We start from the raw sequence: 25,923 nt of genomic DNA on the forward strand, positions 1-25,923 counted from the left end.
GCCACCTCGAAGTAGTTTTAATAATGTGTAGTCCATCGGAACATTCGCCATCGCAGTAGTTTTAATAATATGTAGTCACCTTATCTCCTCAGAGCGAACCGACTGTCGCTTTCCCATCTATCCATGTCTGACCAGACCGGTATCGCGCTTCTCGACCGCAACGGTGCACTCGGCGCGGTGGCCGAGGCACTAGCCGGCGCCGACATGCCCGCCGCTAGATCGTTCGATAACCTGGCAGAGATCGACGGGACGCCCGACTGTCTCGTCGTTCCGGACCAGCCTGAAACTGACGACCAAACAGCGATTAACGGACTCGCGCTGCTTGAGGCAGCCAACGACCAGTTCGACTGTCCGATCGCCGTCTACACCCGGCGAGACGGGTACGAGGCGGTCCGATCGGCGCTCGACGCCGGAGCGACAGATGTGCTCCGGGTTCCAGCCTACCGGCCGAGACTGATCGCACGTCGTATTGCCGCCGCTGCGGGATACGACGACACGTTCCGGTCCAGCGGCGAGCAGATCACGTCGCTGCTGTGCAACTACCCTCACACCCTATTTCTCAAGGACGACGTGGGCCGATTCGAGAACGTCTCGGCACACACGGCGAACAACTACGGCTTCACGCGCCAGCAGTTGATCGGGATGAGTGACTACGAACTCTTCTCGACTGCACACGCTGACGAACTCTGGGAGGCCGAACAGGAGATCGTCCGGAGGGGTGAGCCGGAAATAAACGCTGTCGAAGAGTACGTTGATCAAGACGGCGAACGACGCTGGGTTAGCACGACGAAGGTCCCCCGGCGCGGACCGGATGGCACGATCGTTGGCATCGTCGGCGGGACGCAGGATGTCACGCCCGCGAAACAACAGGAGGCGCTGATGGTCGCCCTACACGAGGCCAGTCGCAAACTTACTCGGGCGACGACCCGATCCGAGATCGCGACTGTCGCCGCTGAGATCGCTGCCGAAATCGACAACTTGCCGGCGGTACAGGTTGCACTGGCGGACCCGGATGGATCGATCCAGCCGATCGACGGGGCCACCGCAGGCCCGGACGCGACGGGCGGATCCAGCGGGGGGACAGCCATCTTCGAGCGCTACCGGGACGCGTTTCAGCGTGCGTACGACAGCGACACGACCCAGTACGTCGACGCCAGCGGGGACCTTGCGACGGCAGCGTCGGTCGTGAACCCCGTCTTCGAGGGTGAGTTCACGTCCGACGAAGTCGGCATCGTGATCCCGCTGTCGAAACACGGCGTGCTCGGTGTGGCTGCACCCAGCGGGATCGTCGACGAGTTTACCGATCGCCTCGCGCACGTCCTCGCCGCGAACGTCGTCGCTGCCTTCGATCGGGCCGAACGGGAACGCGAACTCGCCGAGAAGAACCGCCGGCTCGAAGAGTTCGCGACGCTTGGCGCACACGAACTCCGCAACCGTCTCCAGGTCGTTTTAGCTGATATCACGCGGGCGCGATCGGCTACCGGGCCCGATCCGCTCGGACACGCCGAAGACACGCTGGACCGGATGGATCGACTGCTCACGCAACTGTTACAGCTAGCCAAAAGCGGCACGATCCCGCGCGCGGTCGATGCAGTCGATCTTCGGGACGTGGCCTGCCAGGTTTGGGACGGACTTGATACACCGCCGGGAGCGACCTTTTCCCCGCCGCCTGAGACATCTGTCGTCGCCAATCGCGGGGCGCTGTTCGAGATATTCGAAGCGCTGTTCGACAACAGCATCGAGCACGGTCTCGGTACCAACCCTGGTAACGATGCGACGCTGACAGTCGACGTCGGTGTCAGCGAATCGGGGTTTTATGCCGCCGACGACGGCGTCGGCATTCCCGACGAGCAACGCGGCCATCTGTTCGATGTCGAATATGCGAGATCCGACGACGGATACGGGCTGTACATCGTCTCGGCACTTATCGATGCCCACGGCTGGGAGATCGGGGTCGCCGAGAGCGAGACCGGCGGCGCACGCTTCGAGATAACTGGTGTCGAGTTCCGGTGAGCGCTGACTTGCGCCGCTCGATCACATGAAATCCGACAGTCCGGTCTGCCCGTCGTCTTCGTCCGACTGGTTTTCCTCTACCGTGGCTTCGGTCCCGTCAACTGTCTCCGACGACGAGTCGGATGGCGTCGCCGAGTCCTCTCCGTCCGTCCCGTCCGTCCGCTCGTCGCCGTCCGTGCCCTCGCTGTCCACGCCACTGCGTCCGGCGAAGGCTTCGCCGCTGGCCGCGACTGTTTCGTCGTCCCGTAGCTCCTGGGCGTCCTTGACGATCGACTGGACCTTGTTCGTGTCCTCGCCGCTGCCCGTGATAAACGAGACGTGGCTGGCGTCGAGATCGTACGCGGCGGCCATCGCGACTGTCAGCTCGCGGTTCTTGCAGTGGTGGGTCATCGTCGCCAGAAACGGCATGATCTCCCGGCGGGCCGTCGAGATACTGGTCCCGTTCCGGGTCGCGATCTCGCGAGCGATGTAATCGCGGGTCTTTCGGGTCCCTTTCGTGCGGCCGAGTTTCGACCAGTACGACGGCGGCCCGTAGCGTGTCCACCCGCCCTTCTGTTCGCCGCGGGCCGCCGCGACGCCCGCAGTCATGTTGTCGCCGGCGTACTTCCAGAAGCTGTAGTTCTGTGTCGCACGGACCCGCCCTAGCCACTGGTCCGCGCGCGCGAGCGCGCCGTAGGCTCGGGCCAGTTCCGCCCCCTCGAAGTCCTTCGGCACGTTGTCCGCGATCCAGTTTATCAGGTCGTCCGGCGTCTCGTCGACGTCGTAAGACGATTTGAGCGCAGTCTCGGCGTCCCCCTCCTTGATCACCACGTCGAGATACTCGAAGATCCCCTGGGTGGTGTCGCGTTCGCCGGTGATCACGTCCTCGGCTTCGATCGAACCGCGACCTTCCGTCAGCGCCTGTAGGTCCTTGATCGCCCCGCGGAGGTCGCCGCTGTTCATCTCGGCGATCCGATCGAGCGCGTCGTCCTCGAACTCGATGCTCTCCTTGCGACAGATGTCCCTGAGCACGGGCACGATCGAGCGTGTGCTCACCTCACGGAACTCGATCTCCCGGCAGGCGTTGCGAAGTCCCTTGGACATCTCATAGAAGTCGTTGGCGATGAGGACGACTGGTTGGTCGGCCTCTTTGACGAGTGAGGTGACTGCCCGGGTGCCCCCGCGATCGGCGTTGCCGTGGATGTTGTCGGCCTCGTCCATGACGACCAGTCGACGGCCCGAACCGCCCTGCGAGAGCGTCCCCGAGCGGGCCGCCTCGCCGGCGACGCGTTCGATCACGTCCTTCGTGCGCGCGTCGCTCGCGTTGAGCTCGATCGTCGGCCAGCCCTTGTCGTTGGCCAGCGCGTGCGCGGCGGAGGTCTTCCCGACCCCCGGAGAGCCGTGCAGGACGACCGCTTCGCGATGGTCCTCCCAGCTATCGGCCCACTCCTCGAAGGCGTCTCGGGCCTTGTCGTTGCCCCGGACCTCCGCAAGCGTCGACGGGCGGTACTTTTCCGTCCAGTCCATTACGCGAGGAAAGGCGGGTAACGGGGTTAGTGGTTTCGGAGCACTGTGAAGTACCTCGAGGTCAAGCCCCGAGGCTTCACCGTCTTGGGACCGCACTGCACCGCAGGTGAATTTAATTCCCCTCGACCTTCCCGGATGGGTCGGCTGGAATTAAACACCCGAACACACCGATGTGTCCGTGAGGGTCGGCGGCTCCACCACCGCCCGACAACTCCCGTCTCACCCACCATAGAGGCGGGATTTTGAGAGGAGTCGCATTTCCAAACTGCCAAACGACCAGCGAAGGAATTGAGGTCATCAATTCCATACTTTGAGAGTTGTTTTCTGGCCGTTACATGTATATTATTTCTCAAACTACTTAAATTTGTGCAATATCGTGACGGCCTTCACCCACGGGGTCAAGTGGTTCGAGGCGCGAAGCGTCTCGTCATTACGGAAATCTTCGATTTCCGTACGACCCCGAGGCACTCGGCCTAATTTTCTGTAGACGCCTTTCAAACTGAGCGCAGACCGGGTGACCGGGCCTCTCTGTACTCATAGAGCAGAAAAAGTCAGATGAAAGACTATAACTCATAGATGATGGTTATCTCACAGAGTCGTGGTCTCGCTTCGCACACGGCCGTCCCCTTCGACGGGTTTTTGTATACCCCTCCCTTCGGATGGAATGCACACGGCAGGTGGCGGACGGCGGCCTCGGTCGCCACGCCACCGAGACTCTAGACGGGTTTTCTCCCGTCGATGATGACGATGTCGCAGGGTCGTTGCTCTGCAACGGCTCGGGTCGCCACCGCTTGGCGGTGGAGATCAGTGAAAGATGAGGAGTCCACACCTGCGGGTTACACCGTACAGATGGGTTCTGATGTGAGCCTTGACAGTTCGGTGATGTATCGTCGAATATCTCGATGATCTATCACCAACTGACGGACAGAGACATAGCGTGTCTCCGCCAGCCCCCTGATTGTCAGGGAACATTCCGGTTGATCCTGCCGGAGGCCATTGCTATCGGAGTCCGATTTAGCCATGCTAGTCGCACGGGTTTAGACCCGTGGCAGATAGCTCAGTAACACGTGGCCAAACTACCCTATGGACCGGAATAACCTCGGGAAACTGAGGCTAATTCCGGATACAGCTCTCATGCTGGAGTGCAGAGAGCTCGAAACGTCCCGGCGCCATAGGATGTGGCTGCGGCCGATTAGGTAGACGGTGGGGTAACGGCCCACCGTGCCAATAATCGGTACGGGTTGTGAGAGCAAGAGCCCGGAGACGGTATCTGAGACAAGATACCGGGCCCTACGGGGCGCAGCAGGCGCGAAACCTTTACACTGCACGACAGTGCGATAGGGGGACTCCGAGTGCGAGGGCATAGCGCCCTCGCTTTTGCGCACCGTAAGGTGGTGCGTGAATAAGAACTGGGCAAGACCGGTGCCAGCCGCCGCGGTAATACCGGCAGTTCGAGTGATGGCCGATCTTATTGGGCCTAAAGCGTTCGTAGCTGGCCACGCAAGTCCGTCGGGAAATCTACCCGCCTAACGGGTAGGCGTCCGGCGGAAACTGCGTGGCTTGGGACCGGGAGACCCGAGGAGTACGTCCAGGGTAGGAGTGAAATCCCGTAATCTTGGACGGACTACCGATGGCGAAAGCACCTCGGGAGCACGGATCCGACAGTGAGGAACGAAAGCTGGGGTCTCGAACCGGATTAGATACCCGGGTAGTCCCAGCTGTAAACGATGTCCGCTAGGTATGGCACAGGCTACGAGCCTGTGCTATGCTGTAGTGAAGACGCAAGCGGACCGCCTGGGAAGTACGTCTGCAAGGATGAAACTTAAAGGAATTGGCGGGGGAGCACTACAACCGGAGGAGCCTGCGGTTTAATTGGACTCAACGCCGGACATCTCACCAGCACCGACTGCAATCGTGACGGCCAGTTTGATGAGCTTGCCCGAGCTGCAGAGAGGAGGTGCATGGCCGCCGTCAGCTCGTACCGTGAGGCATCCTGTTAAGTCAGGCAACGAGCGAGACCCGTGTTCGTAATTGCCAGCAGCACCCATCGGGTGGCTGGGTACATTACGAAGACTGCCACGGCTAACGTGGAGGAAGGAGCGGGCAACGGTAGGTCAGCATGCCCCGAATGTGCTGGGCAACACGCGGGCTACAATGGCCGGGACAACGGGTCGCTACCCCGAGAGGGGGCGCTAATCCCATAACCCCGGTCGTAGTTCGGATCGAGGGCTGAAACCCGCCCTCGTGAAGCTGGATTCGGTAGTAATCGCGTGTCAGAAGCGCGCGGTGAATACGTCCCTGCTCCTTGCACACACCGCCCGTCAAAGCACCCGAGTGAGGTCCGGATGAGGCCTGGATTCCCAGGTCAAATCTGGGCTTCGCAAGGGGGCTTAAGTCGTAACAAGGTAGCCGTAGGGGAATCTGCGGCTGGATCACCTCCTAACGATCGGGACTGGGGCGTCGCCCCAGCCCACAAACCCTGTCGCTTTCGCGGCAGGTATCGGTGACAGACGACCATTCGGTCGTCCACCGAACTGTCAAGGCTCGCACCCCTCGCAAGAGGGAGACCGATAGCTCAGTGGTAGAGCACCACCTTGTGTGGTTGCCCCGGTTCGATTCCGGGTCGGTCACTCCCGCGGGCGATCGTCGCCCGCACCGACCGATGCACCAGCCCGCGGCAAGCGTGGCTGGGAAGGGTTGATGCACGCACCACCCACCTCGGGCGTGTATATGACACCGCGTGTACGTGCAATCCAGACGTCAACTGGACCCGTTTCATCGTGGAACGTGTGTCCGACTATCCGGAGCTGAGCTTCGCTCAGCTTCGTATCGAATGGCTACTGTGCCGTTCGGTGAATGGCTCGGCTCGAGCGCCGATGAAGGACGTGCCAAGCTGCGATAAGCCTGAGGGAGCCGCACGGAGGCGAAGAACTCAGGATTTCCGAATGGGAACTCCTCACCGCAATTGCTTCGCGCAATGGGGAACGCCGGGAACTGAAACATCTCAGTACCGGCAGGAAGAGAAAACGAACGTGATGTCGTTAGTAACCGCGAGTGAACGCGACGCAGTCCAAACCGAATCCTTCGGGATATGTGGTGTTTTGGGCTGACTTTCATCGTCTGACTGTCTCGTCGAAGTCTCCTGGAACGGAGCGTGATACAGGGTGACAACCCCGTAGAAGAGACCAGTACGACGTGCGTCAGTACCTGAGTATCGGGGGTTGGAAATCCCTCGTGAATTTGGCAGGCATCGTCTGCCAAGACTAAATACGACTCGAGACCGATAGTGAACAAGTAGCGTGAGCGAACGCTGAAAAGCACCCTCAGAAGGGAGGTGCAATAGGGCTTGAAATCAGTTGGCGATGGAGCGACGGGGCATACAAGGTCCCGTGACGAATGACCCGGGTGCGAACCCGCAGTAAGACTCACGGGAAGCCGATGTTCCGTCGTACGTTTTGAAAAACGAGCCAGGGAGTGTATCTACGAGGCGAGCCTAACCGGTGTATCCGGGGAGGCACAGGGAAACCAACATGGCCGCAGCTGCGTGGTCTTAGACCATGTTATGCCAGGGCCGCCGTCTTCAAGGGCGGGGAGTCCCGTGGATACGACCCGAATCCGGACGATTTACTCCTGGACAGGGTGAAGCGTATCGAAAGATGCGTGGAGGCCCGTTAGCGTTGGTGTCCTACAATACCCTCGCGTGATCTAGGAGTAGGGGTGAAAGGCCCATCGAGTTCGGCAACAGCTGGTTCCAACCGAAACATGTCGAAGCATGATCTCCACCGAGATAGTCCGTGAGGTAGAGCGACCGATTGCCGTGTCCGCCCTCGAGAGAGGTCGGCTCGGCTGTCAAACTCCGAACTTACGGACGTTGTGGACGTGGAGGTTCCGGTATGCGGGGTAAGCCTGTATACCAAAAGGGGAACAACCCAGCGTCAGGTTAAGGTCCCCAAGTGTGGATTAAGTGTAATCCTCTGAAGGTGGTCTCAAGCCCTAGACAGCCGGGAGGTGAGCTTAGAAGCAGCTACCCTCTAAGAAAAGCGTAACAGCTTACCGGCCGAGGTTTGAGGCGCCCAAAATGATCGGGACTCAAATCCACCACCGAGACCTGACCGCAGGAGTCACATCCTGATCGAGTAGGTTTGGCGCTCCGATTGGATGGAAGCACGGGCGAGAGCTCGCGTGGACCGATCGGTGACGAAAATCCTGGCCATAGTAGCAGCGATAGTCGGGTGCGAATCCTGACGGCCTCAAGAGCAAGGGTTCCTCGGCACTGTTCGTCAGCCGAGGGTTAGCCGATCCTAAGATCCGTCGCAATTCGAGCGGATCGAACGGGAAACTGGTTAATATTCCAGTGCCGCCGTCCATCAAAAGTCGACGCTTTGGGTTCGCCTGGACCGGGCCTTCGCCCGGTGGAACTGTCAAAAGTCGTGGAAGCCGTAACGGCACGAAGCGGCCGAACGGCAGGATACCGCAAGCCAGGTCACCCCAGAGCCCGTGAAAAGACGAGGACGGCGATCGTACCGAGATCCGACACAGGTGCTCCGGCAGCGAAAGCCAAGGCCTGTCGGGACCAATCGACGTTAGGGAATTCGGCAATCTAGCCCCGTACCTTCGGAAGAAGGGGTACCTGCCTCGGGAAGAGGCAGGTCGCAGTGACTAGGGGACTCGGACTGTCTAGTAACAACATAGGTGACTGCAAATCCGCAAGGACGCGTACAGTCACTGAATCCTGCCCAGTGCGGGTATCTGAACACCTGGTACAACAGGACGAAGGACCCGTCAACGGCGGGGGTAACTATGACCCTCTTAAGGTAGCGTAGTACCTTGTCGCTTCAGTAGCGACTCGCATGAATGGATCAACCAGAGTCCCGCTGTCCCAACGTCGAGCCCGGTGAACTGTACGTTCCAGTGCGGAGTCTGGAGACCCCCAAGGGGAAGCGAAGACCCTATAGAGCTTTACTGCAGGCTGTCGCTGAGACGTGGCCGCTAGTGTGCAGGATAGGTAGGAGCCGTGACGCAGGCACCCGCGCTAGCGGGCCGCCGAGGCAACACTGAAATACTACCCACTAGTGGCTGCGACTCTCACTCCTGGCGGAGGACACCGGTAGCCGGGCAGTTTGACTGGGGCGGTACGCGCTCGAAAAGATATCGAGCGCGCCCTAAGACCATCTCATCCGGGTCGGAGATCCGGAGAAGAGCGCAAGAGCATAAGATGGTTTGACAGTGTTCTTCCCAACGAGGAACGCTGACGTGAAAGCGTGGTCTAGCGAACTCATTAGCCCGCCCGATGCGGGCAATGAATGACAGAAAAGCTACCCTAGGGATAACAGAGTCGTCACTCGCAAGAGCACATATCGACCGAGTGGCTTGCTACCTCGATGTCGGTTCCCTCCATCCTGCCCGTGCAGAAGCGGGCAAGGGTGAGGTTGTTCGCCTATTAAAGGAGGTCGTGAGCTGGGTTTAGACCGTCGTGAGACAGGTCGGCTGCTATCTATTGGGGGTGTCATGGTATCTGACGGGAACGCCCGTATAGTACGAGAGGAACTACGGGTGGTCGCCACTGGTGTACCGGTCGTTCGAGAGAGCGCTGCCGGGCAGCCACGCGACATGGGGTAAGAGCTGAACGCATCTAAGCTCGAAACCCACCTGGAAAAGAGATACCGCCGAGGCTGCTCGTAGAAGACGAGATCGATAGACTCGGGGTGTGCGCGTCGAGGCAACGAGACGTTGAGCCCGCGAGCACTAACAGCCAAAGCCACCATTCATACTGGACTGGACGCACGATCCGGAAACGGGTCCAGGCGGAAACTGGATTGCACGTACATGCGGTGGAAACCAACCGACTATGGTACGATGTCGCGGTTCGAGTCCGCGAGTCGGCGTTAAGGCGGCCACAGCGGCGGGGCAACTCCCGTACCCATCCCGAACACGGAAGATAAGCCCGCCTGCGTTCCGGGGAGTACTGGAGTGCGCGAGCCTCTGGGAAATCCGGTTCGCCGCCTGCTATTCATATCACGCGATTCCCTTGGGAATCGCGGCATACTCGAAGTGGCTTTGCCACTTCAATACTTTCACCCTCACACAGCGCCTGCTGTGTGGGGGTTTCGTATTTTATACGTCCAGTTGCCACTCTATCATCAGTGACAGGACCGACAACTCGTCGCGGGGAAGAGATCAGATCGTACCTTCAGTCGCGGTCTCGCAGTTGCTTGATGCGGTCTTCGAGGGTATCTATCGCGTCTTCGACTTCCCGTTGCGCCTTCTCGCTCATCTCTTCGGCTTCGTCCGCCGCTTGTTCGAACGTGTCTCGAACACGCTTGAGTGCCTCGTCCGTCTTATCTGAGTCACTCATGTTCCACTGGGAACTGTGGTCTTCAAGCGTGGTAAAACTGATGGCAAAACGTTAAGCCCGCTATCTCACGCCTACTGGAAGAATGATTCACAGTGATACCACGGAGCTCGCGGCGACGAAAAACGCCTATACCATGGACGACCAAACGACTGGTATCCGTGAGTACGCGTGCCGGGATCGTCCTCGCTGGCGGGTTCGCACGTCGGTTCGGCGACTGTGACAAGACGCTTGCCGAACTCCGTGGCAAGCCCTTGATCGCACACGCGGTCCAGTCACTTCGACCAGCCGTCGACCGAGTGATCGTTAGCTGTCGCCACGAGCAACGGCCGTCGTTCGAACGCGTCCTCTCGAACGTCACGTATCGGCCGGACCCGACTCCGGACGAGGGGCCGCTGGCGGGGCTGGACGCCGCACTCGATGGGCTCGACGCAACGGCGGTGGCTGTCTCGACTGCCGATCGGCCGCTGGTTCCCACGGACCTGTACCGGCACCTCTTCGACGCACGTTCCGCGGAGGCGATCGTGATCCGAGCGGAGGGGATCGATCAGCCAGTCCCCGCAGTTTTCGATGCTCCGGCACTTCGCACTGCAGTTAGCGACCAGCGGGCGCGTGGGACGCGACGCCTGCGGGCCGTCCTCGATGCGGTCGAATACACGACAGTCCCGGCCACGATGGTTGCACGACGCTGGGGGGAGCACGCTCTCGTCGACGTGAATACGCCAGCACAGCTGGACCGGCTGAACGAGTCTCGGTAGTGCATATTGGAAGATATAGCAACTACCTGCCAACGGCGGCAGAGCCCGCGCGTTCGCTAACCTCTTTGTGTCTGAGGGGCGTCTATCGAATCGCTATGCCAACCCGCAACGCAGAAGCGACCTGGCGTGGAGACCTCCAGACCGGCAGCGGTGACCTCGCTCTCGGCAGCGGCGTGTACGAGGGACCGTACTCCTTCGCGTCGCGGTTCGAAGACGGTGACGAGACGAACCCCGAAGAACTCATCGGCGCGGCCCACGCCGGCTGTTTCGTTATGGCGCTGTCGAACGAACTCGACGAGGCCGGCTACGAGGCCGAGGAACTGCACGCCGACGCGGAGGTTCACCTCGACCCCGAGGCGCTGGAGATCGACTGGGTCGAACTCACGCTCGAAGCGACGATTCCCGATATCGACGAGGAAACCTTCCAGGAGATCGCTGCCGGCGCCAAAGAGAACTGCCCGGTCTCGAAAGCGCTGGCCGGTGTCGACATCCGCCTCGACGCGACGCTCGTGTAGTCGGAACGAACGACGTCTTTTCAGTCGTCACCAGTCGCGGTGCGATCCGACGGCCCTTCGAGTTGGATCGCCGGTGCAGTGTGATCCGGGGCCTCCAGCACGCCACCGGTCGCCGCGCTGGTCGCGAGCGCGGCGAACCGCTCGATGACGCCGTTTGCTTCGATCGTCGGCGGCTCCCACTCGGCTGCCCGACGCTGTAGCTCGTCTTGTGACACGGCAAGGGTCAACTCGCCTGCGTCCACGTCGATCCGGATCGTGTCGTCCTCTTCGACGAGCGCGATCGGACCACCAGCGGCCGCTTCGGGGCTGATGTGACCGATCGCGGCACCGCGAGTGCCACCGGAGAACCGTCCGTCGGTCAGCAACGCGACCTCGCCCGAGAGCGTGGGCGAGCCGCTGATCTTCGAGGTCGGTTCGAGCATTTCCGGCATCCCGGGACCGCCTTTCGGCCCCTCGTAGCGGATCACGACCACGTCGCCCTGCTCGATTTCGCCGTCGTCGTAGGCCTGCAACATTGCCTGCTGGGATTCGTATACTCTCGCACGGCCCTCGAACTGTCGCATCGAGTCGTCCATCGCGCCGGCCTTGACAACCGAGCCTTCAGGTGCCAGATTGCCGCGCAGTACTGCGAGCCCACCCACCTCGTGGACGGGGTTGTCCCGCTCGCGAATGACTTGTCCGCTGGGCTGACGATCGCCCATTCGGCCGCCAATCGTCCGGCCGTCGACTGTCGGTGTGTCCAGGTTGAGCAAGTCGTCGATCCGGTGGTACAGTGCCGGGAGGCCGCCGTCGTCCCGGAGGTGTTCCATCCGCCAGGGGCCGGCGGGACTCATATGCGCCAGGTGGGGTGTCCGTTCGGCGATCTCCTCGAAATCTGTCAGCGTCAGGTCCAGCCCGGCTTCCTGGGCGATCGCCGGGAGGTGCAGCATGGTGTTGGTCGACCCACCGAGCGCGAGATCGACTGTCACGGCGTTCTCGAAGCTTTCGCGGGTGAGGAACTCGGAGGGCCGGATATCCCTCTCGACGAGATCCAGGATCTGCCGGCCGCTCTGGCGTGCGATCTCGAATTTACGCTCGTCGGTCGCGCCGTGGGTCGCACATTCGGTCCAGGAGAGCCCAAGTGTCTCGGTGACACAGGCCATCGTGTTCGCAGTGAACATCCCCGCGCAGGATCCCTCACCGGGACAGGCGGTACATTCGAGCTGGTAGAGTTCGTCGTCGTCCATCTCGCCTTCCGCGTGCTGGCTGACGCCCTCGAAGACGTCGACCAGGTCGACCGGTTCGCCCTCGTGCTCGCCGGCCGCCATGTGCCCGCCGGTGACGACGATCGCCGGGATGTCCAGTCGGGCAATGGCCATCAACATCCCGGGGACAATTTTGTCACAGGACGCCAGCGCGACGATCCCGTCGAACTGATGGGCATTGGCCATCAGCTCGACCGAATCGGCGATGACCTCCCTGGACGGGAGCGAGGATCGCATCCCCTCGTGGCCCATCGCGATCCCGTCGTCGACGGCGATCGTGTTGAACTCGAGCGGTGTACCGCCGGCCTCGCGGACGCCTTCCTTGACGTACTCGGCCAGTTCGTCCAGATGGACGTGGCCGGGGACGATCTCGTTCCAGGAGTTGGCGATTCCGATGTGCGGGTTGTGTATCTCCTCGTCACTCAGCCCCGCGGCGCGGAACAGCGATCGATGCGGTGCGCGATCGGCACCTTCAGTCACTTCCGCACTCCGGAGGTTCTCGTCTTTCTCGGACGGCAATGGATCTGCAGGCATGCTATTCGGTGTCGTCATGGGTTACCGGCCGAGGACGGTGTAGGTTTCGGTTTAGCCTACAGTCGCTCTTTCGCGAAAAGAGGGATCCCGACGTGTCGAAGCCGCTGTATCGTGTAGATCGGGACGGCCAGGAACGCGCCGACAAAGAACGTGAGATGCAACAGTACGTAGGCCTTCCAGTGGGGCGAATAGTCGACCTCCAGCGTGTCGATATACTTGGCGTCGTAGTAGTAGCCGAACAACGCGCCGATCCACGACACGGCAAGGACGACTCCGAGCCCCCAGAGTGCCACATTCAATGCGGACCGAACCCCTCCAGCGATGCCGAAAAATCGCCAGAGACCACCGAAGATTCCGTCAGGTGACGAGAGGAGGATGGCCGGAAACGCGACGAACACGCTGAGGAAGAACGCCACGTGGTATTTCCACCACGCGAACTCCTCGGTCGGCGTCGATCGAACGGTTACCAGCCATTCCGCTATCGGCGAAGCCATACGTCACTATCAACTTCACGTCCCGACGATTAAAAGCCCCGATCCGGTGTTTCTCGAGTGGACAGCGGTCTCCAGTCGGCCGTGGCCGGGTTGTTGCCGATTATGGTTACTCTTTCGCAAGATATTGGGCATAGTCGTTACTCTTATGGCAATATTCTCCGATATTCGGGTATGATGAATCGCCGTGCGTTCCTTGGAAGTCTCGGTGTTGCCAGCACGACCGCCCTTTCAGGTTGTACGGTGTTCGGGCAAAACAGCGGTGCTCCTGGGCCGATCCAACTGGCCTACGACGCGGCGCCGCCCCACTTCCAGGCAGTCGTTATGGATCGGGAAGGCTGGTTCGAGGAGATGGACGCCGACTTCGAGACCGAAGAGGCCAGCTGTAACAGCATCGTCCAGTTGCTTACGACCGGCAAAGCTGACATCGGGATGATCGGTGTGGTTCCGGCACTTGTCGTTGCGGACTCAGACGCCGAGGCATCTGTTGTCTCGGCGAGTTCGAAAAACGGGTTCGTCGTGCTGACCGCGGAATCGGTCGCCGACCGATTCGAGGCTGACAGTGGTGGGTTCGATGCGGTGGACGGGCGACGATTCACACTCGGCACGTATCCGAAGGGGAGTGTCTCGGATATCACTGCTCGATACTGGATCAGCAACGAACGCGAGGCGTCTCTTGAGAATGTCGAACTCGTCCATCTCGGCGGGCCGGGTGCTGCCCGTCAGGCACTACTCGCAGGTGAGGTCGACGGGGCCGTTATCCCGGAGCCGACGCCGACGCTGATTGAGGAACGCACGGACGCCCCCTACCAGCGCGTCGCACGTGTCGAGCAGTTCATTCCCGGCGAACCGGCCGGCGTGACTGTCGCCCGGGACTCCTTCGCGGAGAAGCGACCCGACGCCGTGGAGGCGTTCATCGATCGGCACGCATCGGCAACCCAGTTCATCCACGACAATCCCGACCAGGCCGCGACCTATATGAGCGACGTCTACGGTGGCGAAAGTGCCCTTGACGCCTCAACAGCACGGGCAGCACTCGACTCCCCGGCGACGCAGTACACCACCGACCCACACGATATCACGTCCGGGGCCGAGGTATTGGCCGAGTACGCCCACCGACTCGGGAAGACCGACTCGCGTCTCACGGCCGATGAGTTGTTCGATATGTCCTATTACGACCGGGCCGTCGGGGATCAGTGATGGCTGGCAGGTCGCTGTTGCCGATCACGGTCGCCAATCCGCGACGCAGTTGGAGCGAGTCGCTACTGAAAGCGCTGGTCTACCGGCTGTTTATGCTCGTCCTGACTGTCGTCGTCGCCTACGCCGTCACGGCCGACCCGACGGCCTCGCTACAGATCGGGGTCGCCACCAATATCCTCAAGACGGGGACGTACTACGCCTACGAGCGTATCTGGGACCGCTTCCGGTTCGAGGTGGACAGCGATGGCTAGTCGCCCGTCCGATCGCACTGATGCACTGTCGGCCACGCGCGAATCTATCACTGTCGCATTCGAGGCGGTCGACCGATCATCGGTTATGTCGGGTCGAGTAGGGCGCGGTCTCGTCGGCGCGGCCGTCTTCGTGGCCGGTTGGTGGTCGCTCGCGAGTACGGTTCCGTCCTACCTGCTCCCGACACCCGCGGCTGTTCTTGGGGCGTTCGTCACGGAGCTGACGACGCCGGCGACGTTCGCGTTCGGCGGCGTCGAACTCAAGTTGACGGAGCTTTCGGCCGTCCTGTTGCAGAGTCTGCTGCATTACGTCCCCGGCTTGCTTCTCGGCGTTGGGCTGGGTGCGCCGCTGGGAATCGCGCTGGGGTATTCGACGCGACTGGACGAGTATTTCACGCCTGCTGTGGGGCTGCTGCGGCCGATCCCGCCGCTGGCGTGGATGGGGTTTGTCATCGCCTGGGTCGGCATCGGCCACGCTGGCGCGGCGGTCATCGTCGCCATCGGTTCGTTCTGGATCACGCTGCTTGGCGCCCACGACGGGGTCCGGGAACTCCCGACGGAGTGGATCGAGGTCGGGGAGAGTCTCGGCGTCCGGGACCACCGGACAATGGTCCGGAAGGTCGTGATTCCTGGCGTTGCGCCGTCGGTTTCCACCGCCGTCCGAACCAGCCTCGGCCGAAGCTGGATGATCATCGTCGCCGCCGAACTGTTCGGCGCACCGGGGCTCGGCTATCGAATCATCCACACGGCCCAGAGTCTCGCGATGGACGTCAGTATGGCCTATATGGTCGCGCTTGGGCTCGCGTACCTGGCTACGGACGCACTCTTTCAGGTCGCTCGCGAGGTGGCTGCACCGTGACTGACGAGACGGCGTTCGTCGCCCTCGAAAACGTCTCGAAGCGCTACGAGACTGGCGAGGGGACCATCGCCGCACTCGAGGAGATCGACCTCTCGGTCCCCGAGGGTGGGTTCGTGAGTCTCGTCGGCCCGTCCGGCTGTGGGAAGACGACGCTTCTCCGACTGGTCGCGGGCCTGGAATCACCGTCTTCCGGGCGCGTCCGCGTTGGCGGCGACGTGGTCACCGGGCCGGACCCTGACCGGGGACTCGTCTTCCAGTCGACGACGCTGTATCCCTGGCGGACAGTGGCCGAGAACGTCCGCTTCGGGCTGGAGGTCAATGACACGAGCGCGACTGTGGCCGACCGGCGAGTCGAACGACTCCTTTCGATGGTCGGGCTTGCCGACCGGGCAGATGCCTATCCATCGGAACTCAGCGGCGGTATGCGAACCCGTGTCGGAATCGCTCGCGCGCTCGCTCTCGACCCCGAGGTCCTGTTGCTTGACGAGCCGTTCTCGGATCTCGACGTGGCGACCCGGGAGTCGCTGCAGGAGGATCTACTCGGGATTTGGCACGAGCTGGGAAAGACCGTCGTCCTCGTGACACACACCGTCGGCGAGGCGGTCCGGCTCTCGGACTCGGTCGTCGTCTTCGATGGGCACGGGGCGATTTCGACTGTCGTTGACGTAGATCTCGACCGACCGCGGGACTTCGAGACCGACCGCTTTGACCCCTATGTGAGCGCTATCCGAAACACGATTCGGGACGGCAGAAGAAACGACCAGTCGACTGATCGATGTTTCGAACAACACACGACCAATCCAAAACACTGACCGAACAACGCACAAATAGCTCAGACACTTACCAGACGCCACCCAAATAACCTATGACAGTGAACGCACTCGCACTCGCGGCGGATCGATTCGGTGATCGCTCGCTCAGTTACCCCTACTACCGCCTCCAGGAGGCGGGCCACACCGTCGATATCGCCGCTCCTGGCGGACAGCCGATCACCGGGCGCAACGGGATCGACTTCGAGGCCGACCTCCCGATTTCGGAGGCCGACGCGGCGGCCTACGACCTGCTCGTGCTCCCTGGTGGGTACTCCTCGGAGGCGATCCGGATGCAAGCCCCCGAGGCTATCGATATCGTTCGCTCGTTCGACGAGCGGGACAAACCGATCGCGTCGGTCTGTCACGGCGCACAGTTGCTCGTCAGTGCCGGCGTCGTCGAGGGGCGGCGACTGGCCTGCCATCCCTCGATCAAAGACGACGTCGAGGCCGCCGGTGGGACGTTCGTGAACGACGCGGGCGTCGTCGACGGCAATCTGATCACGGCCCGGGATTACTCCGACGTGGCCGACTGGCTCGCCGCCGTCCTCAGGGAAGTCACGACTCCGACGACGACCGACGGCAGCGGGGTAACGGCTTCGGCCGCCGGACCCGACCCGACCCGATCGTCGAACGGGTCAATCCAGCCGATCGGGACCATCCACTCGCCGTACACCGAGGAGTCAGGGATGCCGATTCAGGGTGCCTTCTCCGAGGCGATGGGTGTCGTCGAGGTCGATCCCGAGTACGAACCGGGCCTGCTCGATCTGGCGGAGTTCTCCCACGTCGTCGTGCTCTATCAGTTCCACGTCGCCGAGGACTATGACCTACAGCCCCAGCCGTTTATGGAAGACGAGGTCCACGGCGTCTTCGCGACGCGGGCCCCGCGACGACCGAACCCGCTCGGGATGTCTGTCCTCGAGTTGGAGAACGTCTCGGACGGCTCGCTGTTCGTCTCCGGGGTCGATGTGCTCGATGGGACGCCACTGCTCGATATCAAACCGTTTGTCCCCGAGTTTAACGGGGTCGAAGACGCCCAGATTGGGTGGCTTGAGGGCGCTATCGACAACGAACACCGCCGGACGTCGGACGACCGGTTCGTCGAGTAGGCACTGTCGGAGACACGGGTTTTTGGTTCCGGCCGGTGTTCGATTCTACTATGGGAGATGCTGAGTCAGTCCGAGGGTCAGGATTCGTCGAGCGGACGCGCGTCCGTGAGGCACTCGAAACCCTCAGGGAAGCAACGAACGTCTCGACGGGGACCCAGACGGTGCCGCTCGCTGACGCGGACGGACGAGTCCTCGCCGAGACAGTGACGTCGCCACGGAACGTCCCGGACTTTCCGCGGGCGGCGATGGACGGCTACGCGGTCAGAGCCGAGGACACCTTCGGTGCGGCCGATCGATCACCTGCCACGCTCACTGTCGGGGACAGCGCTGGCCCGCAACGGGCGACCTGGGTTCACACGGGCAGTCCCGTCGCGGAGCCGGCCGACGCCGTCGTCAAGACCGAGAACGCCCGGGAAGTGGGCGACACCATAGAGATCACGAGCGCCGCCGCAGTCGGCCAGAACGTCAGTGAGGTCGGCGAGGACATCGAGGCCGACCAGCACCTGTTCGATCCGGGGCATCGGCTCCGCCCATCGGATCTGGCGCTGCTCCGGTCGGTCGGAACTGAGTCAGTCACAGTTCGGGAGCGCCCGTCCGTCGCCGTGATCCCGACCGGCGAGGAGCTGGTCGAGAGCGACCCCGACCCCGGGGAGGCGATCGAGACCAACGGGCTGATGGTCTCATCGCTGGCCGAGCGCTGGGGCGGCGACACCCGGTATCGCGATGTCGTGACCGACGATCGGGACGCGCTCGTGGCGGCGATCGAGGCCGATCTCGACGCGGACGTGATCGTGACGACCGGCGGCTCTTCGATCGGCAAGCGCGATCTGCTTCCGGCCGTTGTCGAGGACCGTGGTGAATTGCTCGTCCACGGAGTGGCACTCAAGCCGGGCCATCCGGTTGCGCTCGGACAGGTCGAGGACACGCCGATCCTCATGCTGCCGGGGTATCCCGTCGCCTGTATCGTCAACGCCTGGCAGTTCGTCCGGCCGATCGTCAACTGGACGACCGACACGGAGCCCGACGAGCCGGCCCGGGTCGAGGCCGAACTCGATCGGAAGGTCCGGAGCGAACCCGGCATCCGGAGTTGTGTCCGGGTGACCGTCAGCGAGACCGACGAGGGCGTCGTCGCTGACCCGGTCCACGAAAGCGGCGCGAGTATTCTCTCGAGCGTTTCGCTTGCCGACGGCTGGGTGCAGGTGCCCGAGTCGGTCGAGGGGTACGACGCGGGCGATCGCGTCACGGTCGAGTTCTGGGAGGCCCAGCCGTGACCGAGCGCAAGCAGTTTCGCGACCTCGCGACGCCGTTGGAACTCCATTCGGCAATAGAGGCGCTGGACATCGGGGCCGGGACGGAATCGGTCGGGCTACTGGACGCCGACGGCCGCGTCGCGGCCGAGCGGATCGACGCCGCCATCGACGTACCGGGGTTCGATCGCTCGACGATGGACGGATACGCCGTCCGGGCTACCGACACGTTCGACGCCTCCGAGGGCGATCCTTTCGTGGCCGACCTCGCCGGCGCCGTCGACGCCGGGGAGCGCCCCGAGACGGACGTCTCCGCGGGAACGGTTGTCAGTGTCGCGACGGGTGCGCCGCTGCCCTCGGGTGCTGACGCAGTGGTCCCGGTCGAGCGCACGACCCGACGTGAGGCCGACGATAGCACCGTCGTCGAGATCCGAACGGCCGTCGCGCCGGGGGACAACGTCATGCACAGCGGCGACGACGTGGCCGCCGGCGACCGGGCCGTCGGTCCGGGGACAGTGCTGACGACGCGAGACGTGGGACTGCTCGCCGCTCTCGGCGTCGAGACGGTCCTGGTCGTCGAGTCGCCGTCGGTTGGGATCGTCTCGACCGGGAACGAACTCGTGCGACCGGGCGAGGCCCTCGAGACCGAGCGCGGCCAGATCTACGACCTCAACACGTACGCGCTGGCGGCGGCAGTCCGAGCGGCCGGCGGCCGGCCGGAGGTCGTGCCACACGTCGCCGACGATTACGAGACGATGCACGAGACGCTACAGTCGGTCGGCGAGCGGTGTGAACTCGTCCTCTCTTCGGGCTCGACGAGCGCGAGTGACACCGACGTGCTCTATCGGGTCGTCGACGACCACGGATCGCTCGATCTCCACGGTGTGGCGGTCAAGCCCGGCCGCCCGACGATCGTCGGGGAGATCGCCGACACTCCCTACGTCGGCCTCCCCGGCAACCCCGTCTCGGCGCTGAGTATTTTCCGGACCTTCGTCGCGCCTGCGATTCGGGAGGCGGCCGGTCGACCGCCCGAATCCGCTCCCACGCTCGTGGGGGAGATGGCGGTCCCGAAGCGCTACACCGAAGGGCGGACGTACCTGCTCCCGGTCGCCGTCATCGAGGACGGGGTGGGCGACGTGCTCGTCTACCCGGTCGACAAGGGAAGCGGGGCGATTACCAGTCTCACCGAGGCCGACGGCGTCGTCGAAATGGCGCCCGAGACCGAGCTGCTCGACCGGGGCGAGTCCGTCACTGTCGAGCTGTTCTCCGCGGAGACGCGCCCGCCGTCGGTGCTCGCCATCGGCGAGTCTGACCCGCTGCTCTCGCGGTTGCTCGACCGGCTCGACGGGCCGCGCTATCTCCCCCACGGGAGTGCCGAGGGCCGTCGCCGTCTCCGCGATGGGATCCCGGATTTCGCCCTGCTCGACGAGGACGACGCCGATGTCGCTGCTGGCGATACCCTCGCCACGTACACCCGCGAATGGGGGCTGATCGTCCCGGCGGGCAATCCTGACGACGTGTCGGAACTGACTGACCTCTTCGAGGTGGAGGGGTTCTACAACCTCCCGCAGTCGTCGGCCCTACGGTCGACTTTCGACCACGCCTTCGGCGAGATGGCCGCCGAATCCGGTGTGTCAAGACACGATCTCACTGATCGGATCCATGGCTACGACCGGACGGTATCCGGCATTCGGAGTCCGGCCCGTCGCGTGGCCGAGGGATCGGCGACAGTCGGACTCGGGCTTCGCTTCGCCGAAACGGCGCTCGACGTTGATTTCGTGCCGATCGGCACACAACGGCTCAGCGTCGTTGCGGCCCCCGATCGTCTCGGCAAGTCCGGCATGCGGACGCTCCAATCAGTGCTTGAACGCGAACTCGATTCGATCGCCGAGTCGACGCCGGGATATAACATACACTGATGCCGAGTAAAGCGCGTGCGAGACGAACTCACTGATCAGTGCGTGAACAGGAGTAGCTGGTCGTCGGTCCGGACCAGACAGAACGGGCCGGGCGGCGACTGGAAGGTGTTCGTCCGCTTCTCGGAGACGAATAGCTCCTCGAAGGGCTTTCCGCAGGCCGGACACTCGAAGCTCCCGCGGTTCTCCAGTTGCATCGTCCGTCGGGTTTCCTTGCGGAGTTTGAACCCCTCTCGATACTCGTGGACGTCGAACCCGTCCGATACGTCCAGTCGCGCCATACCTTCGTTTCGGGAACCGTCACAATAAGGGCCGGGCTAGCCGCTCGCGTCCGGATCTGGCAGGCCTGCGTGTCGCCGGCTCCCCGGCGTGATGTCTGCCGACTCCAGTGTACATATACGCCTCGCGCCGGTAGAGAGAGGTATGACTGACACTCAGACGCCAGACGACATCCCGGGGAGCGACGAGGAGTGGCGCGAGATTCTGACCGAAGAGGAGTATCACATCCTTCGCGAGCGCGGCACCGAGCCGAAGTTCAGCGGCGACCTGCTGGACGTCGACGACGACGGCGTCTTCCGGTGTGCCGGCTGTGGCGCGCCGCTGTTCGACGCCGATTCGAAGTTCGAGTCCGGTCACGGCTGGCCGAGTTTCTACGACGTCGTCGAGGAGGGTAACGTCGAGACCGAGGTCGACACCCGACACGGGATGGAACGGACGGAGGTTCTCTGTGACTCCTGTGGCGGTCATCTCGGCCACGTCTTCGAGGACGGCCCGGAGCCGACCGGCAAGCGCTACTGCATCAACTCGGCAGCACTGGAGTTCGAAGCCGACGAGTAGCGCGATCCGGATCACCGGAACGTTTTTGACGCTATTCGAGGTGGTTTGAGACGTGTCCATGGACGACTCGCCCGAGGACGGGCCGTTGTTCGACCCGCGGATAACGAGTTACAACTGGCTGGCTGGCGTCCTTGGCGGCGTTGTGACGTTTGTCGCGGGCTATCTCGTGATGGCCGCCACGATCCTGATGCCGGACGGCCCGCCCGAGGGACTGAGCCTTCGTGAGTTGCTCGCCGAGATTGGACGTGTGTTCTACAACGCCCATCAGGTGACGCTGGATCTCCGGCCGGCCAGCGATAACGTCGAGATAGAAGACGCCCCGAACACGGTCAACTGGAGTGATGTCGGGCCGGACAGCGTGATCACGATAAATACGGAACTGCTCGACCCAAATCAGACGATCGTCTGGAACGCAGACGTCGAGCAGATGATCCCGTATGAACAGGTCGGGCTCTATGTGTTCGATTTCAGTCAGTACCAGGAACCCGTACAGCACGCCCAGGAGAAGCCGGAACTCCTCTATCGTCTGGTGCCCGTCATCGTATTGATCGCGGCGGGCGCGACGCTGGCGTATCTCACGCTCTCGGATTCGGATTCGATCCACGAAGCAGTCCTCCCGGCAGTCGCGTTTTCCGGTGGGTATACTGCGGTCGCAGTTCTCGGGACGTTTTTCGTCGGACAAGAACTCGCGGGCGGTGCAGTCGTTCTCTCGCCGAACCTCGGACAGACGATCGTGTTCGCGCTGATGTACAGTCTCCTGTGTGGACTCCTCGGCAGTTACGCGATCTCGGCGTGGCGTGACCGAAACGGTCCGATTGCTAATCACTGAACTCCTCACGTGACGACAGGATCGAGCGGTGGGCTTTTGCGGTGGCCGGCCGGAAGGAGGGTATGGATGAGGGCGAGCCGACAATTTTGCTGACGAACGACGACGGCATCGAGACCGCGGGCTTTCGGGCGCTCTATGACGCGCTCACCGACGTCGGCGATGTGATCGCCGTCGCACCCGATAGCGACCAGAGCGCCGTCGGTCGCGCGCTGTCTGAGTCGGTGACCGTCACCGATCACGAACTCGGCTACGCGGTCGCCGGGACGCCCGCCGACTGCGTCGTCGCCGGCGTGGAGGCGTTAGTTCCCGATGTCGATCTCGTCGTCGCTGGTTGTAACGATGGGGCGAACCTCGGCGCGTACGTGCTGGGTCGGTCCGGCACGGTGAGTGCGGCTGTCGAGGCGGCCTTCTTCGGCGTGCCGGCGATCGCCGTCTCGATGTACATCCCGGTCCGGGAGGACATCACGTTCGAGTCTATCTCGGCGGAATATGACGCCTACAGTGAGGCGACTCGGGCGGCAGCCTATCTTGCGGAGCACGCGCTTGGGGCTGGCGTGTTCGATCACGCCGACTACCTGAACGTCAACGCGCCGATGGCTGGTGGGGAATACGGTCCGCTCGAGGATGGCGAACACGCGCCGCTGGCGATCACCGAACCCTCGAAAGTGTATCAGATGGACGCGGTCCGGGACGGCGAGCAGGTCCAGCTCTACGATCGGATCTGGGAACGGATGGCAGAAGGTGATATTCCCGATGCGAACGGAACTGACCGTCGCGCTGTCGTCGATGGCAAGATCAGCGTCTCACCGCTGGCCGTCCCGCACACGAGCGAGCATCACGAAGCGCTCGATGCGCTGGCGGAGACGTACCCCGTGTGATCGCTGTTCGAGGCAGAGATCAGTCTTTCATCTGCTGGAGTTTGTCCAGCAGTTCGTCCTGGTCGGCCTCGGCTTCGAAGCTGACGCCCCCGTCGTGGTCGTTGTCGTGGACGTTGACGGCTTCGTCGTCGTCGTAGTCGGCATCGCTTTGCTGGTTCTCCTGTTCGGATTCATCGTAGCTACCGAAGCCCATTGTATCTCTCTCTATGGAGAGCGTGCGGAAAAACCGTATGGCTTCTACACTGCCCTGGTTGTGATTCTCACTCACTGTGGCAGCCGACAGTCTCAATTGGAGTCCGCGTGTGGCACCTGTATGGATCAGACTATCCTCGAACTCCTGGAGCGCAACCGTGAGCACGCCCGGACGTTCGAGACGCGTTTCGATGACGTCCAGGACGGCCAGCGGCCGGACGCAGTCACCGTCTGCTGTTCGGATTCGCGCGTGTTACAGGATCACATGTGGGGCAACGAGCAACCCGGCCAGTTGTTCACCTGCGGGAACATCGGCAATCGAGTCGTTCAGCGGACCGCTGACGGGGAGGTCGTCTCCGGCGACGTGCTCTACCCAATCGAGCACACAGGTACCGAAACCGCGATCGTCGTCGGCCACACCGGATGTGGGGCGGTCACGGCGACCTACGACCATCTGACGGACGGACTGTCGGAACCACCGGGGATCGAACACGCGATCGGACTGCTGGCCCCACATCTCCGGGACGGCGTCGAGACATTGCCGGACGGTCTCGACCGGGAGGACGCGATCAATCGACTCGTCGAGTACAACGTCGACCGCCAGGTGCAGTTCCTTCGCGAGAGTAGTGACGTTCCCGACTCGGTCACAGTCGTCGGCACCGTCTACGATTTTCAGGACGTGTACGGGGGCCGCCGTGGTGAGATTCACGTCGTCAACATCGACGGCACCCGATCGACCGCGGACCTGCGGGCGGACTACCCCGGGATCGAAGACCGGATCGATCGGCTCTGGGAGTACTGACAGTGATCGCGGCCACGGTAGGTGCGCGACTATCGGGTTGTACTCGCTGCGGTAAACCGACTGATCTATCGTTTGTTTAGGTTGTCGACAGTTTCCGGCAAATATCGATGATTTAATTGAGAGGCGTCGTCAAGCGCGGACGAAATATGAGCAATTCAAACGCGGAGCGTGAGACGTGGTCGACCCGCATCGGTTTCATTCTCGCAGCGGTCGGGAGCGCTGTCGGGCTCGGCAACATCTGGCGGTTCCCCTTCCAGGTCGGTCAGGAAGGTGGTGCCGCGTTCATCGTCATGTACCTGGCGTTTGTCGTGCTGATCGGCTTCCCGGCGATGATGGTTGAGTTCGTCGTCGGCCGAAGCACCGGTCTCAACGCCGTCGGTGGGATTCGGGAATTCGCTGGTGGCGCTTGGAAATACCTTGGTGGTTTGTTCGTTTTCATCGGGTTCGTTATCCTCTCTTACTACAGTGTCGTCGGTGGCTGGGTCCTCCGATATGTCTTCGGCAGTGCAACGGGCGGATATATCGGCACTGCCGGCCCTGACGAGGCACCTGTTGCACAGCAGTACTTCTTCGATATCGCGTCCGGCCTTGACGCGCTTTTGTTCCACGCGCTGTTCATGGCCCTTGTCGTCCTGATCGTCGCGCTTGGCATCAAGCGCGGTATCGAACTCGGTGTGAAGATCATGGTGCCCGCAATTATCGCCATTTTTGCTATCTTGGCAGTATATGCGTCTACGCTGTCCGGTGCTGGTGAGGCGTACGCCTACTATCTATCGCCGGATCTCGGATACCTGATCGACAACTGGAAAAGTATCGTCCCGGCCGCGGCGGGACAGGGATTCTTCACCCTTTCGCTCGGTATGGGGGTAATGATCACTTACGCTTCGTATCTCTCCGAAGACGAAAACCTCGGTATCGACGGTGGTACCATCGTCGCCTTCAATACCGGGATCTCTATTTTGACCGGCCTGATCGTCTTCCCAATTCTCTTTTCGGCTGGTGTCAGTCCCGGCGATCCCGGTGCTGGAGCGATCTTCGTTAGTGTCGCTGAGGCACTTGGAGACCTACAATTCGGACGAGCCATTGGTGTCCTGTTCTTCGCGACGGTCGCTATTGCCGCGCTGTCGTCGGCTGTCAGCCTGATCGAGGTCGTCGTCTCCTATGCGATCGACGAATTCAATGTTCCCCGCGTGCGAGCGACCGCTATCATTGGGACTTTGATTTTTGCACTCGGGATCCCCGTCACGATCGATCCCGTGATGGTGGATCTGTACGACATTTTTGCGGCCAAGATCTTGCTGGTGCTGGGAGGTATCCTGCTTGTCACTGCGGTCTCTTGGATCTATTCCGACAAAGCACTCGCCGAACTTAGCAAAGGGATCGGCTCCTTCTCGGGTATTGGCACGGTCTGGCTCTGGACGGTTCGGGTTCCAGTACTCGTCGTGCTGATCATCTCACTGTATCTGGGCATTGATTCGTTCATCGACTTCCTTGCTGGCCCCTTCGCTGAGTTCCTGGCATAACCGTCGGGATACTGTATCTGCCGTTCGCGCTTCTCTGACCCTCACTCCCCGACTGCGTCAT

At 62.2% G+C, this 25,923-nt stretch carries 21 protein-coding genes, 1 tRNA gene and 3 rRNA genes; 19 read left to right on the forward strand and 6 right to left on the reverse strand.

Annotation, left to right across the window (positions count from 1 at the left end):
• The first annotated feature begins 123 nt into the window (after nucleotides 1-123).
• A complete protein-coding gene (locus HSEST_RS04805) occupies nucleotides 124-2,013 on the forward strand; it encodes a PAS domain-containing sensor histidine kinase (RefSeq protein WP_229122514.1) in 1,890 nt (629 codons plus the stop codon).
• Nucleotides 2,014-2,034: 21 nt separating this feature from the next.
• Here HSEST_RS04805 and HSEST_RS04810 read toward each other — a convergent pair whose 3' ends face one another.
• Nucleotides 2,035-3,519: a replication factor C large subunit gene (locus HSEST_RS04810; RefSeq protein ID WP_229122515.1), complete on the reverse strand. Its 1,485-nt coding sequence runs from the start codon at nucleotides 3,517-3,519 to the stop codon at nucleotides 2,035-2,037.
• 970 nt (nucleotides 3,520-4,489) lie between these two features.
• On the opposite strand from HSEST_RS04810, the gene HSEST_RS04815 reads away from it, so the two are divergent.
• The 4 genes from HSEST_RS04815 (at nucleotide 4,490) to rrf (ending at nucleotide 9,527) form a co-directional block, all read left to right on the forward strand.
• A 16S ribosomal RNA gene (locus HSEST_RS04815) occupies nucleotides 4,490-5,960 on the forward strand.
• Nucleotides 5,961-6,083: 123 nt separating this feature from the next.
• Nucleotides 6,084-6,150 (forward strand) — tRNA-OTHER (locus HSEST_RS04820).
• Between the two features lie 197 nt (nucleotides 6,151-6,347).
• Nucleotides 6,348-9,289, forward strand: a 23S ribosomal RNA gene (locus HSEST_RS04825).
• 116 nt (nucleotides 9,290-9,405) lie between these two features.
• Nucleotides 9,406-9,527: ribosomal RNA gene (rrf, locus tag HSEST_RS04830) — 5S ribosomal RNA — on the forward strand.
• The 16S, 23S and 5S rRNA genes sit together here with 1 tRNA gene alongside, the layout of an rRNA operon.
• A 182-nt stretch (nucleotides 9,528-9,709) precedes the next feature.
• Here rrf and HSEST_RS04835 read toward each other — a convergent pair.
• The gene (locus HSEST_RS04835) at nucleotides 9,710-9,874 is read right to left on the reverse strand and encodes a hypothetical protein (protein WP_229122516.1); all 165 of its coding nucleotides are present in this window, start codon (nucleotides 9,872-9,874) and stop codon (nucleotides 9,710-9,712) included.
• A 158-nt stretch (nucleotides 9,875-10,032) separates the two neighbouring features.
• On the opposite strand from HSEST_RS04835, the gene mobA reads away from it, so the two are divergent.
• Nucleotides 10,033-10,629: a molybdenum cofactor guanylyltransferase gene (gene mobA, locus HSEST_RS04840; protein WP_229122517.1), complete on the forward strand. Its 597-nt coding sequence runs from the start codon at nucleotides 10,033-10,035 to the stop codon at nucleotides 10,627-10,629.
• A 95-nt stretch (nucleotides 10,630-10,724) separates the two neighbouring features.
• A complete protein-coding gene (locus HSEST_RS04845) occupies nucleotides 10,725-11,144 on the forward strand; it encodes an OsmC family protein (protein ID WP_229122518.1) in 420 nt (139 codons plus the stop codon).
• A gap of 20 nt (nucleotides 11,145-11,164) precedes the next feature.
• On the opposite strand, the gene ilvD is transcribed toward HSEST_RS04845, so the two are convergent.
• On the reverse strand, nucleotides 11,165-12,922 hold the full coding sequence (gene ilvD / locus HSEST_RS04850) for a dihydroxy-acid dehydratase (protein ID WP_229122522.1): 1,758 nt from the start codon (nucleotides 12,920-12,922) through the stop codon (nucleotides 11,165-11,167).
• 56 nt (nucleotides 12,923-12,978) lie between these two features.
• Nucleotides 12,979-13,416 carry a hypothetical protein gene (locus HSEST_RS04855; RefSeq protein ID WP_229122523.1) on the reverse strand — a complete coding sequence of 146 codons (438 nt, stop codon included), beginning with the start codon at nucleotides 13,414-13,416 and terminating at the stop codon, nucleotides 12,979-12,981.
• 171 nt (nucleotides 13,417-13,587) lie between these two features.
• Here HSEST_RS04855 and HSEST_RS04860 point away from each other — a divergent pair, with 171 nt between their 5' ends.
• Genes HSEST_RS04860 through HSEST_RS04890 form a run of 7 tightly spaced genes read left to right on the forward strand, consistent with a single transcriptional unit; the run spans nucleotide 13,588 to nucleotide 20,804 of the window.
• Entirely contained in the window at nucleotides 13,588-14,613 is a 1,026-nt protein-coding gene (locus HSEST_RS04860) for an ABC transporter substrate-binding protein (RefSeq protein WP_229122524.1), read from the forward strand.
• Entirely contained in the window at nucleotides 14,613-14,864 is a 252-nt protein-coding gene (locus HSEST_RS04865) for a DUF2061 domain-containing protein (RefSeq protein ID WP_229122527.1), read from the forward strand. Before HSEST_RS04860 ends, HSEST_RS04865 begins: the two co-directional genes overlap by 1 nt.
• On the forward strand, nucleotides 14,857-15,720 hold the full coding sequence (locus HSEST_RS04870; RefSeq protein WP_229122529.1) for an ABC transporter permease: 864 nt from the start codon (nucleotides 14,857-14,859) through the stop codon (nucleotides 15,718-15,720). Before HSEST_RS04865 ends, HSEST_RS04870 begins: the two co-directional genes overlap by 8 nt.
• Nucleotides 15,717-16,532, forward strand: coding sequence for an ABC transporter ATP-binding protein (locus HSEST_RS04875; protein ID WP_229122530.1), 816 nt, complete (start codon nucleotides 15,717-15,719; stop codon nucleotides 16,530-16,532). The genes HSEST_RS04870 and HSEST_RS04875 overlap by 4 nt, the downstream gene beginning before the upstream one ends.
• 59 nt (nucleotides 16,533-16,591) lie before the next feature.
• Nucleotides 16,592-17,638: a tRNA (N6-threonylcarbamoyladenosine(37)-N6)-methyltransferase TrmO gene (gene tsaA / locus HSEST_RS04880; RefSeq protein WP_229122531.1), complete on the forward strand. Its 1,047-nt coding sequence runs from the start codon at nucleotides 16,592-16,594 to the stop codon at nucleotides 17,636-17,638.
• Nucleotides 17,639-17,688: 50 nt separating this feature from the next.
• Complete coding sequence (gene glp / locus HSEST_RS04885; protein ID WP_229122532.1) at nucleotides 17,689-18,909, forward strand: gephyrin-like molybdotransferase Glp; 1,221 nt, start codon at nucleotides 17,689-17,691, stop codon at nucleotides 18,907-18,909.
• On the forward strand, nucleotides 18,906-20,804 hold the full coding sequence (locus HSEST_RS04890; protein WP_229122534.1) for a molybdopterin biosynthesis protein: 1,899 nt from the start codon (nucleotides 18,906-18,908) through the stop codon (nucleotides 20,802-20,804). The genes glp and HSEST_RS04890 overlap by 4 nt, the downstream gene beginning before the upstream one ends.
• Before the next feature lie 35 nt (nucleotides 20,805-20,839).
• Here the strand turns inward: HSEST_RS04890 and HSEST_RS04895 are convergent, their stop codons facing one another.
• On the reverse strand, nucleotides 20,840-21,082 hold the full coding sequence (locus HSEST_RS04895; RefSeq protein ID WP_229122535.1) for a DUF7385 family protein: 243 nt from the start codon (nucleotides 21,080-21,082) through the stop codon (nucleotides 20,840-20,842).
• A gap of 142 nt (nucleotides 21,083-21,224) precedes the next feature.
• Here HSEST_RS04895 and msrB point away from each other — a divergent pair, with 142 nt between their 5' ends.
• The 3 genes from msrB to surE all read left to right on the forward strand — a co-directional run bounded on the left by msrB (nucleotide 21,225) and on the right by surE (nucleotide 23,345).
• Complete coding sequence (msrB, locus tag HSEST_RS04900) at nucleotides 21,225-21,638, forward strand: peptide-methionine (R)-S-oxide reductase MsrB (protein ID WP_229122537.1); 414 nt, start codon at nucleotides 21,225-21,227, stop codon at nucleotides 21,636-21,638.
• A gap of 58 nt (nucleotides 21,639-21,696) precedes the next feature.
• Nucleotides 21,697-22,467 (forward strand): hypothetical protein, encoded by a 771-nt coding sequence (locus HSEST_RS04905; RefSeq protein WP_229122538.1) that lies wholly within the window; start codon nucleotides 21,697-21,699, stop codon nucleotides 22,465-22,467.
• A 62-nt stretch (nucleotides 22,468-22,529) separates the two neighbouring features.
• Nucleotides 22,530-23,345, forward strand: a complete 816-nt coding sequence (gene surE / locus HSEST_RS04910; protein WP_229122539.1) for a 5'/3'-nucleotidase SurE — start codon at nucleotides 22,530-22,532, stop codon at nucleotides 23,343-23,345.
• 19 nt (nucleotides 23,346-23,364) lie between these two features.
• Here surE and HSEST_RS04915 read toward each other — a convergent pair whose 3' ends face one another.
• Complete coding sequence (locus HSEST_RS04915) at nucleotides 23,365-23,538, reverse strand: DUF5786 family protein (RefSeq protein ID WP_229122540.1); 174 nt, start codon at nucleotides 23,536-23,538, stop codon at nucleotides 23,365-23,367.
• Nucleotides 23,539-23,658: 120 nt separating this feature from the next.
• Between HSEST_RS04915 and HSEST_RS04920 the strand changes: the two genes are divergently transcribed.
• The gene (locus tag HSEST_RS04920) at nucleotides 23,659-24,339 is read left to right on the forward strand and encodes a carbonic anhydrase (protein ID WP_229122541.1); all 681 of its coding nucleotides are present in this window, start codon (nucleotides 23,659-23,661) and stop codon (nucleotides 24,337-24,339) included.
• A gap of 146 nt (nucleotides 24,340-24,485) precedes the next feature.
• Nucleotides 24,486-25,862, forward strand: a complete 1,377-nt coding sequence (locus HSEST_RS04925; protein WP_229122543.1) for a sodium-dependent transporter — start codon at nucleotides 24,486-24,488, stop codon at nucleotides 25,860-25,862.
• The last annotated feature ends 61 nt before the right edge of the window (nucleotides 25,863-25,923 follow it).

The sequence above is a fragment of the Halapricum desulfuricans genome (assembly GCF_017094465.1).
Classification (GTDB): Archaea; Halobacteriota; Halobacteria; order Halobacteriales; family Haloarculaceae; genus Halapricum.

Excerpts from the sequence above, each read along its gene's own strand:
- HSEST_RS04805 (WP_229122514.1), top strand. The coding sequence starts at position 124 with ATGTCTGACCAGACCGGTATCGCGCTTCTCGACCGCAACGGTGCACTC.
- HSEST_RS04810 (WP_229122515.1), bottom strand. The coding sequence starts at position 3,519 with ATGGACTGGACGGAAAAGTACCGCCCGTCGACGCTTGCGGAGGTCCGG.
- HSEST_RS04835 (WP_229122516.1), bottom strand. The coding sequence starts at position 9,874 with ATGAGTGACTCAGATAAGACGGACGAGGCACTCAAGCGTGTTCGAGAC.
- HSEST_RS04845 (WP_229122518.1), top strand. The coding sequence starts at position 10,725 with ATGCCAACCCGCAACGCAGAAGCGACCTGGCGTGGAGACCTCCAGACC.
- ilvD (WP_229122522.1), bottom strand. The coding sequence starts at position 12,922 with ATGCCTGCAGATCCATTGCCGTCCGAGAAAGACGAGAACCTCCGGAGT.
- HSEST_RS04855 (WP_229122523.1), bottom strand. The coding sequence starts at position 13,416 with ATGGCTTCGCCGATAGCGGAATGGCTGGTAACCGTTCGATCGACGCCG.
- HSEST_RS04860 (WP_229122524.1), top strand. The coding sequence starts at position 13,588 with ATGATGAATCGCCGTGCGTTCCTTGGAAGTCTCGGTGTTGCCAGCACG.
- HSEST_RS04865 (WP_229122527.1), top strand. The coding sequence starts at position 14,613 with ATGGCTGGCAGGTCGCTGTTGCCGATCACGGTCGCCAATCCGCGACGC.
- HSEST_RS04870 (WP_229122529.1), top strand. The coding sequence starts at position 14,857 with ATGGCTAGTCGCCCGTCCGATCGCACTGATGCACTGTCGGCCACGCGC.
- glp (WP_229122532.1), top strand. The coding sequence starts at position 17,689 with ATGGGAGATGCTGAGTCAGTCCGAGGGTCAGGATTCGTCGAGCGGACG.
- HSEST_RS04895 (WP_229122535.1), bottom strand. The coding sequence starts at position 21,082 with ATGGCGCGACTGGACGTATCGGACGGGTTCGACGTCCACGAGTATCGA.
- msrB (WP_229122537.1), top strand. The coding sequence starts at position 21,225 with ATGACTGACACTCAGACGCCAGACGACATCCCGGGGAGCGACGAGGAG.
- HSEST_RS04905 (WP_229122538.1), top strand. The coding sequence starts at position 21,697 with ATGGACGACTCGCCCGAGGACGGGCCGTTGTTCGACCCGCGGATAACG.
- surE (WP_229122539.1), top strand. The coding sequence starts at position 22,530 with ATGGATGAGGGCGAGCCGACAATTTTGCTGACGAACGACGACGGCATC.
- HSEST_RS04915 (WP_229122540.1), bottom strand. The coding sequence starts at position 23,538 with ATGGGCTTCGGTAGCTACGATGAATCCGAACAGGAGAACCAGCAAAGC.
- HSEST_RS04920 (WP_229122541.1), top strand. The coding sequence starts at position 23,659 with ATGGATCAGACTATCCTCGAACTCCTGGAGCGCAACCGTGAGCACGCC.
- HSEST_RS04925 (WP_229122543.1), top strand. The coding sequence starts at position 24,486 with ATGAGCAATTCAAACGCGGAGCGTGAGACGTGGTCGACCCGCATCGGT.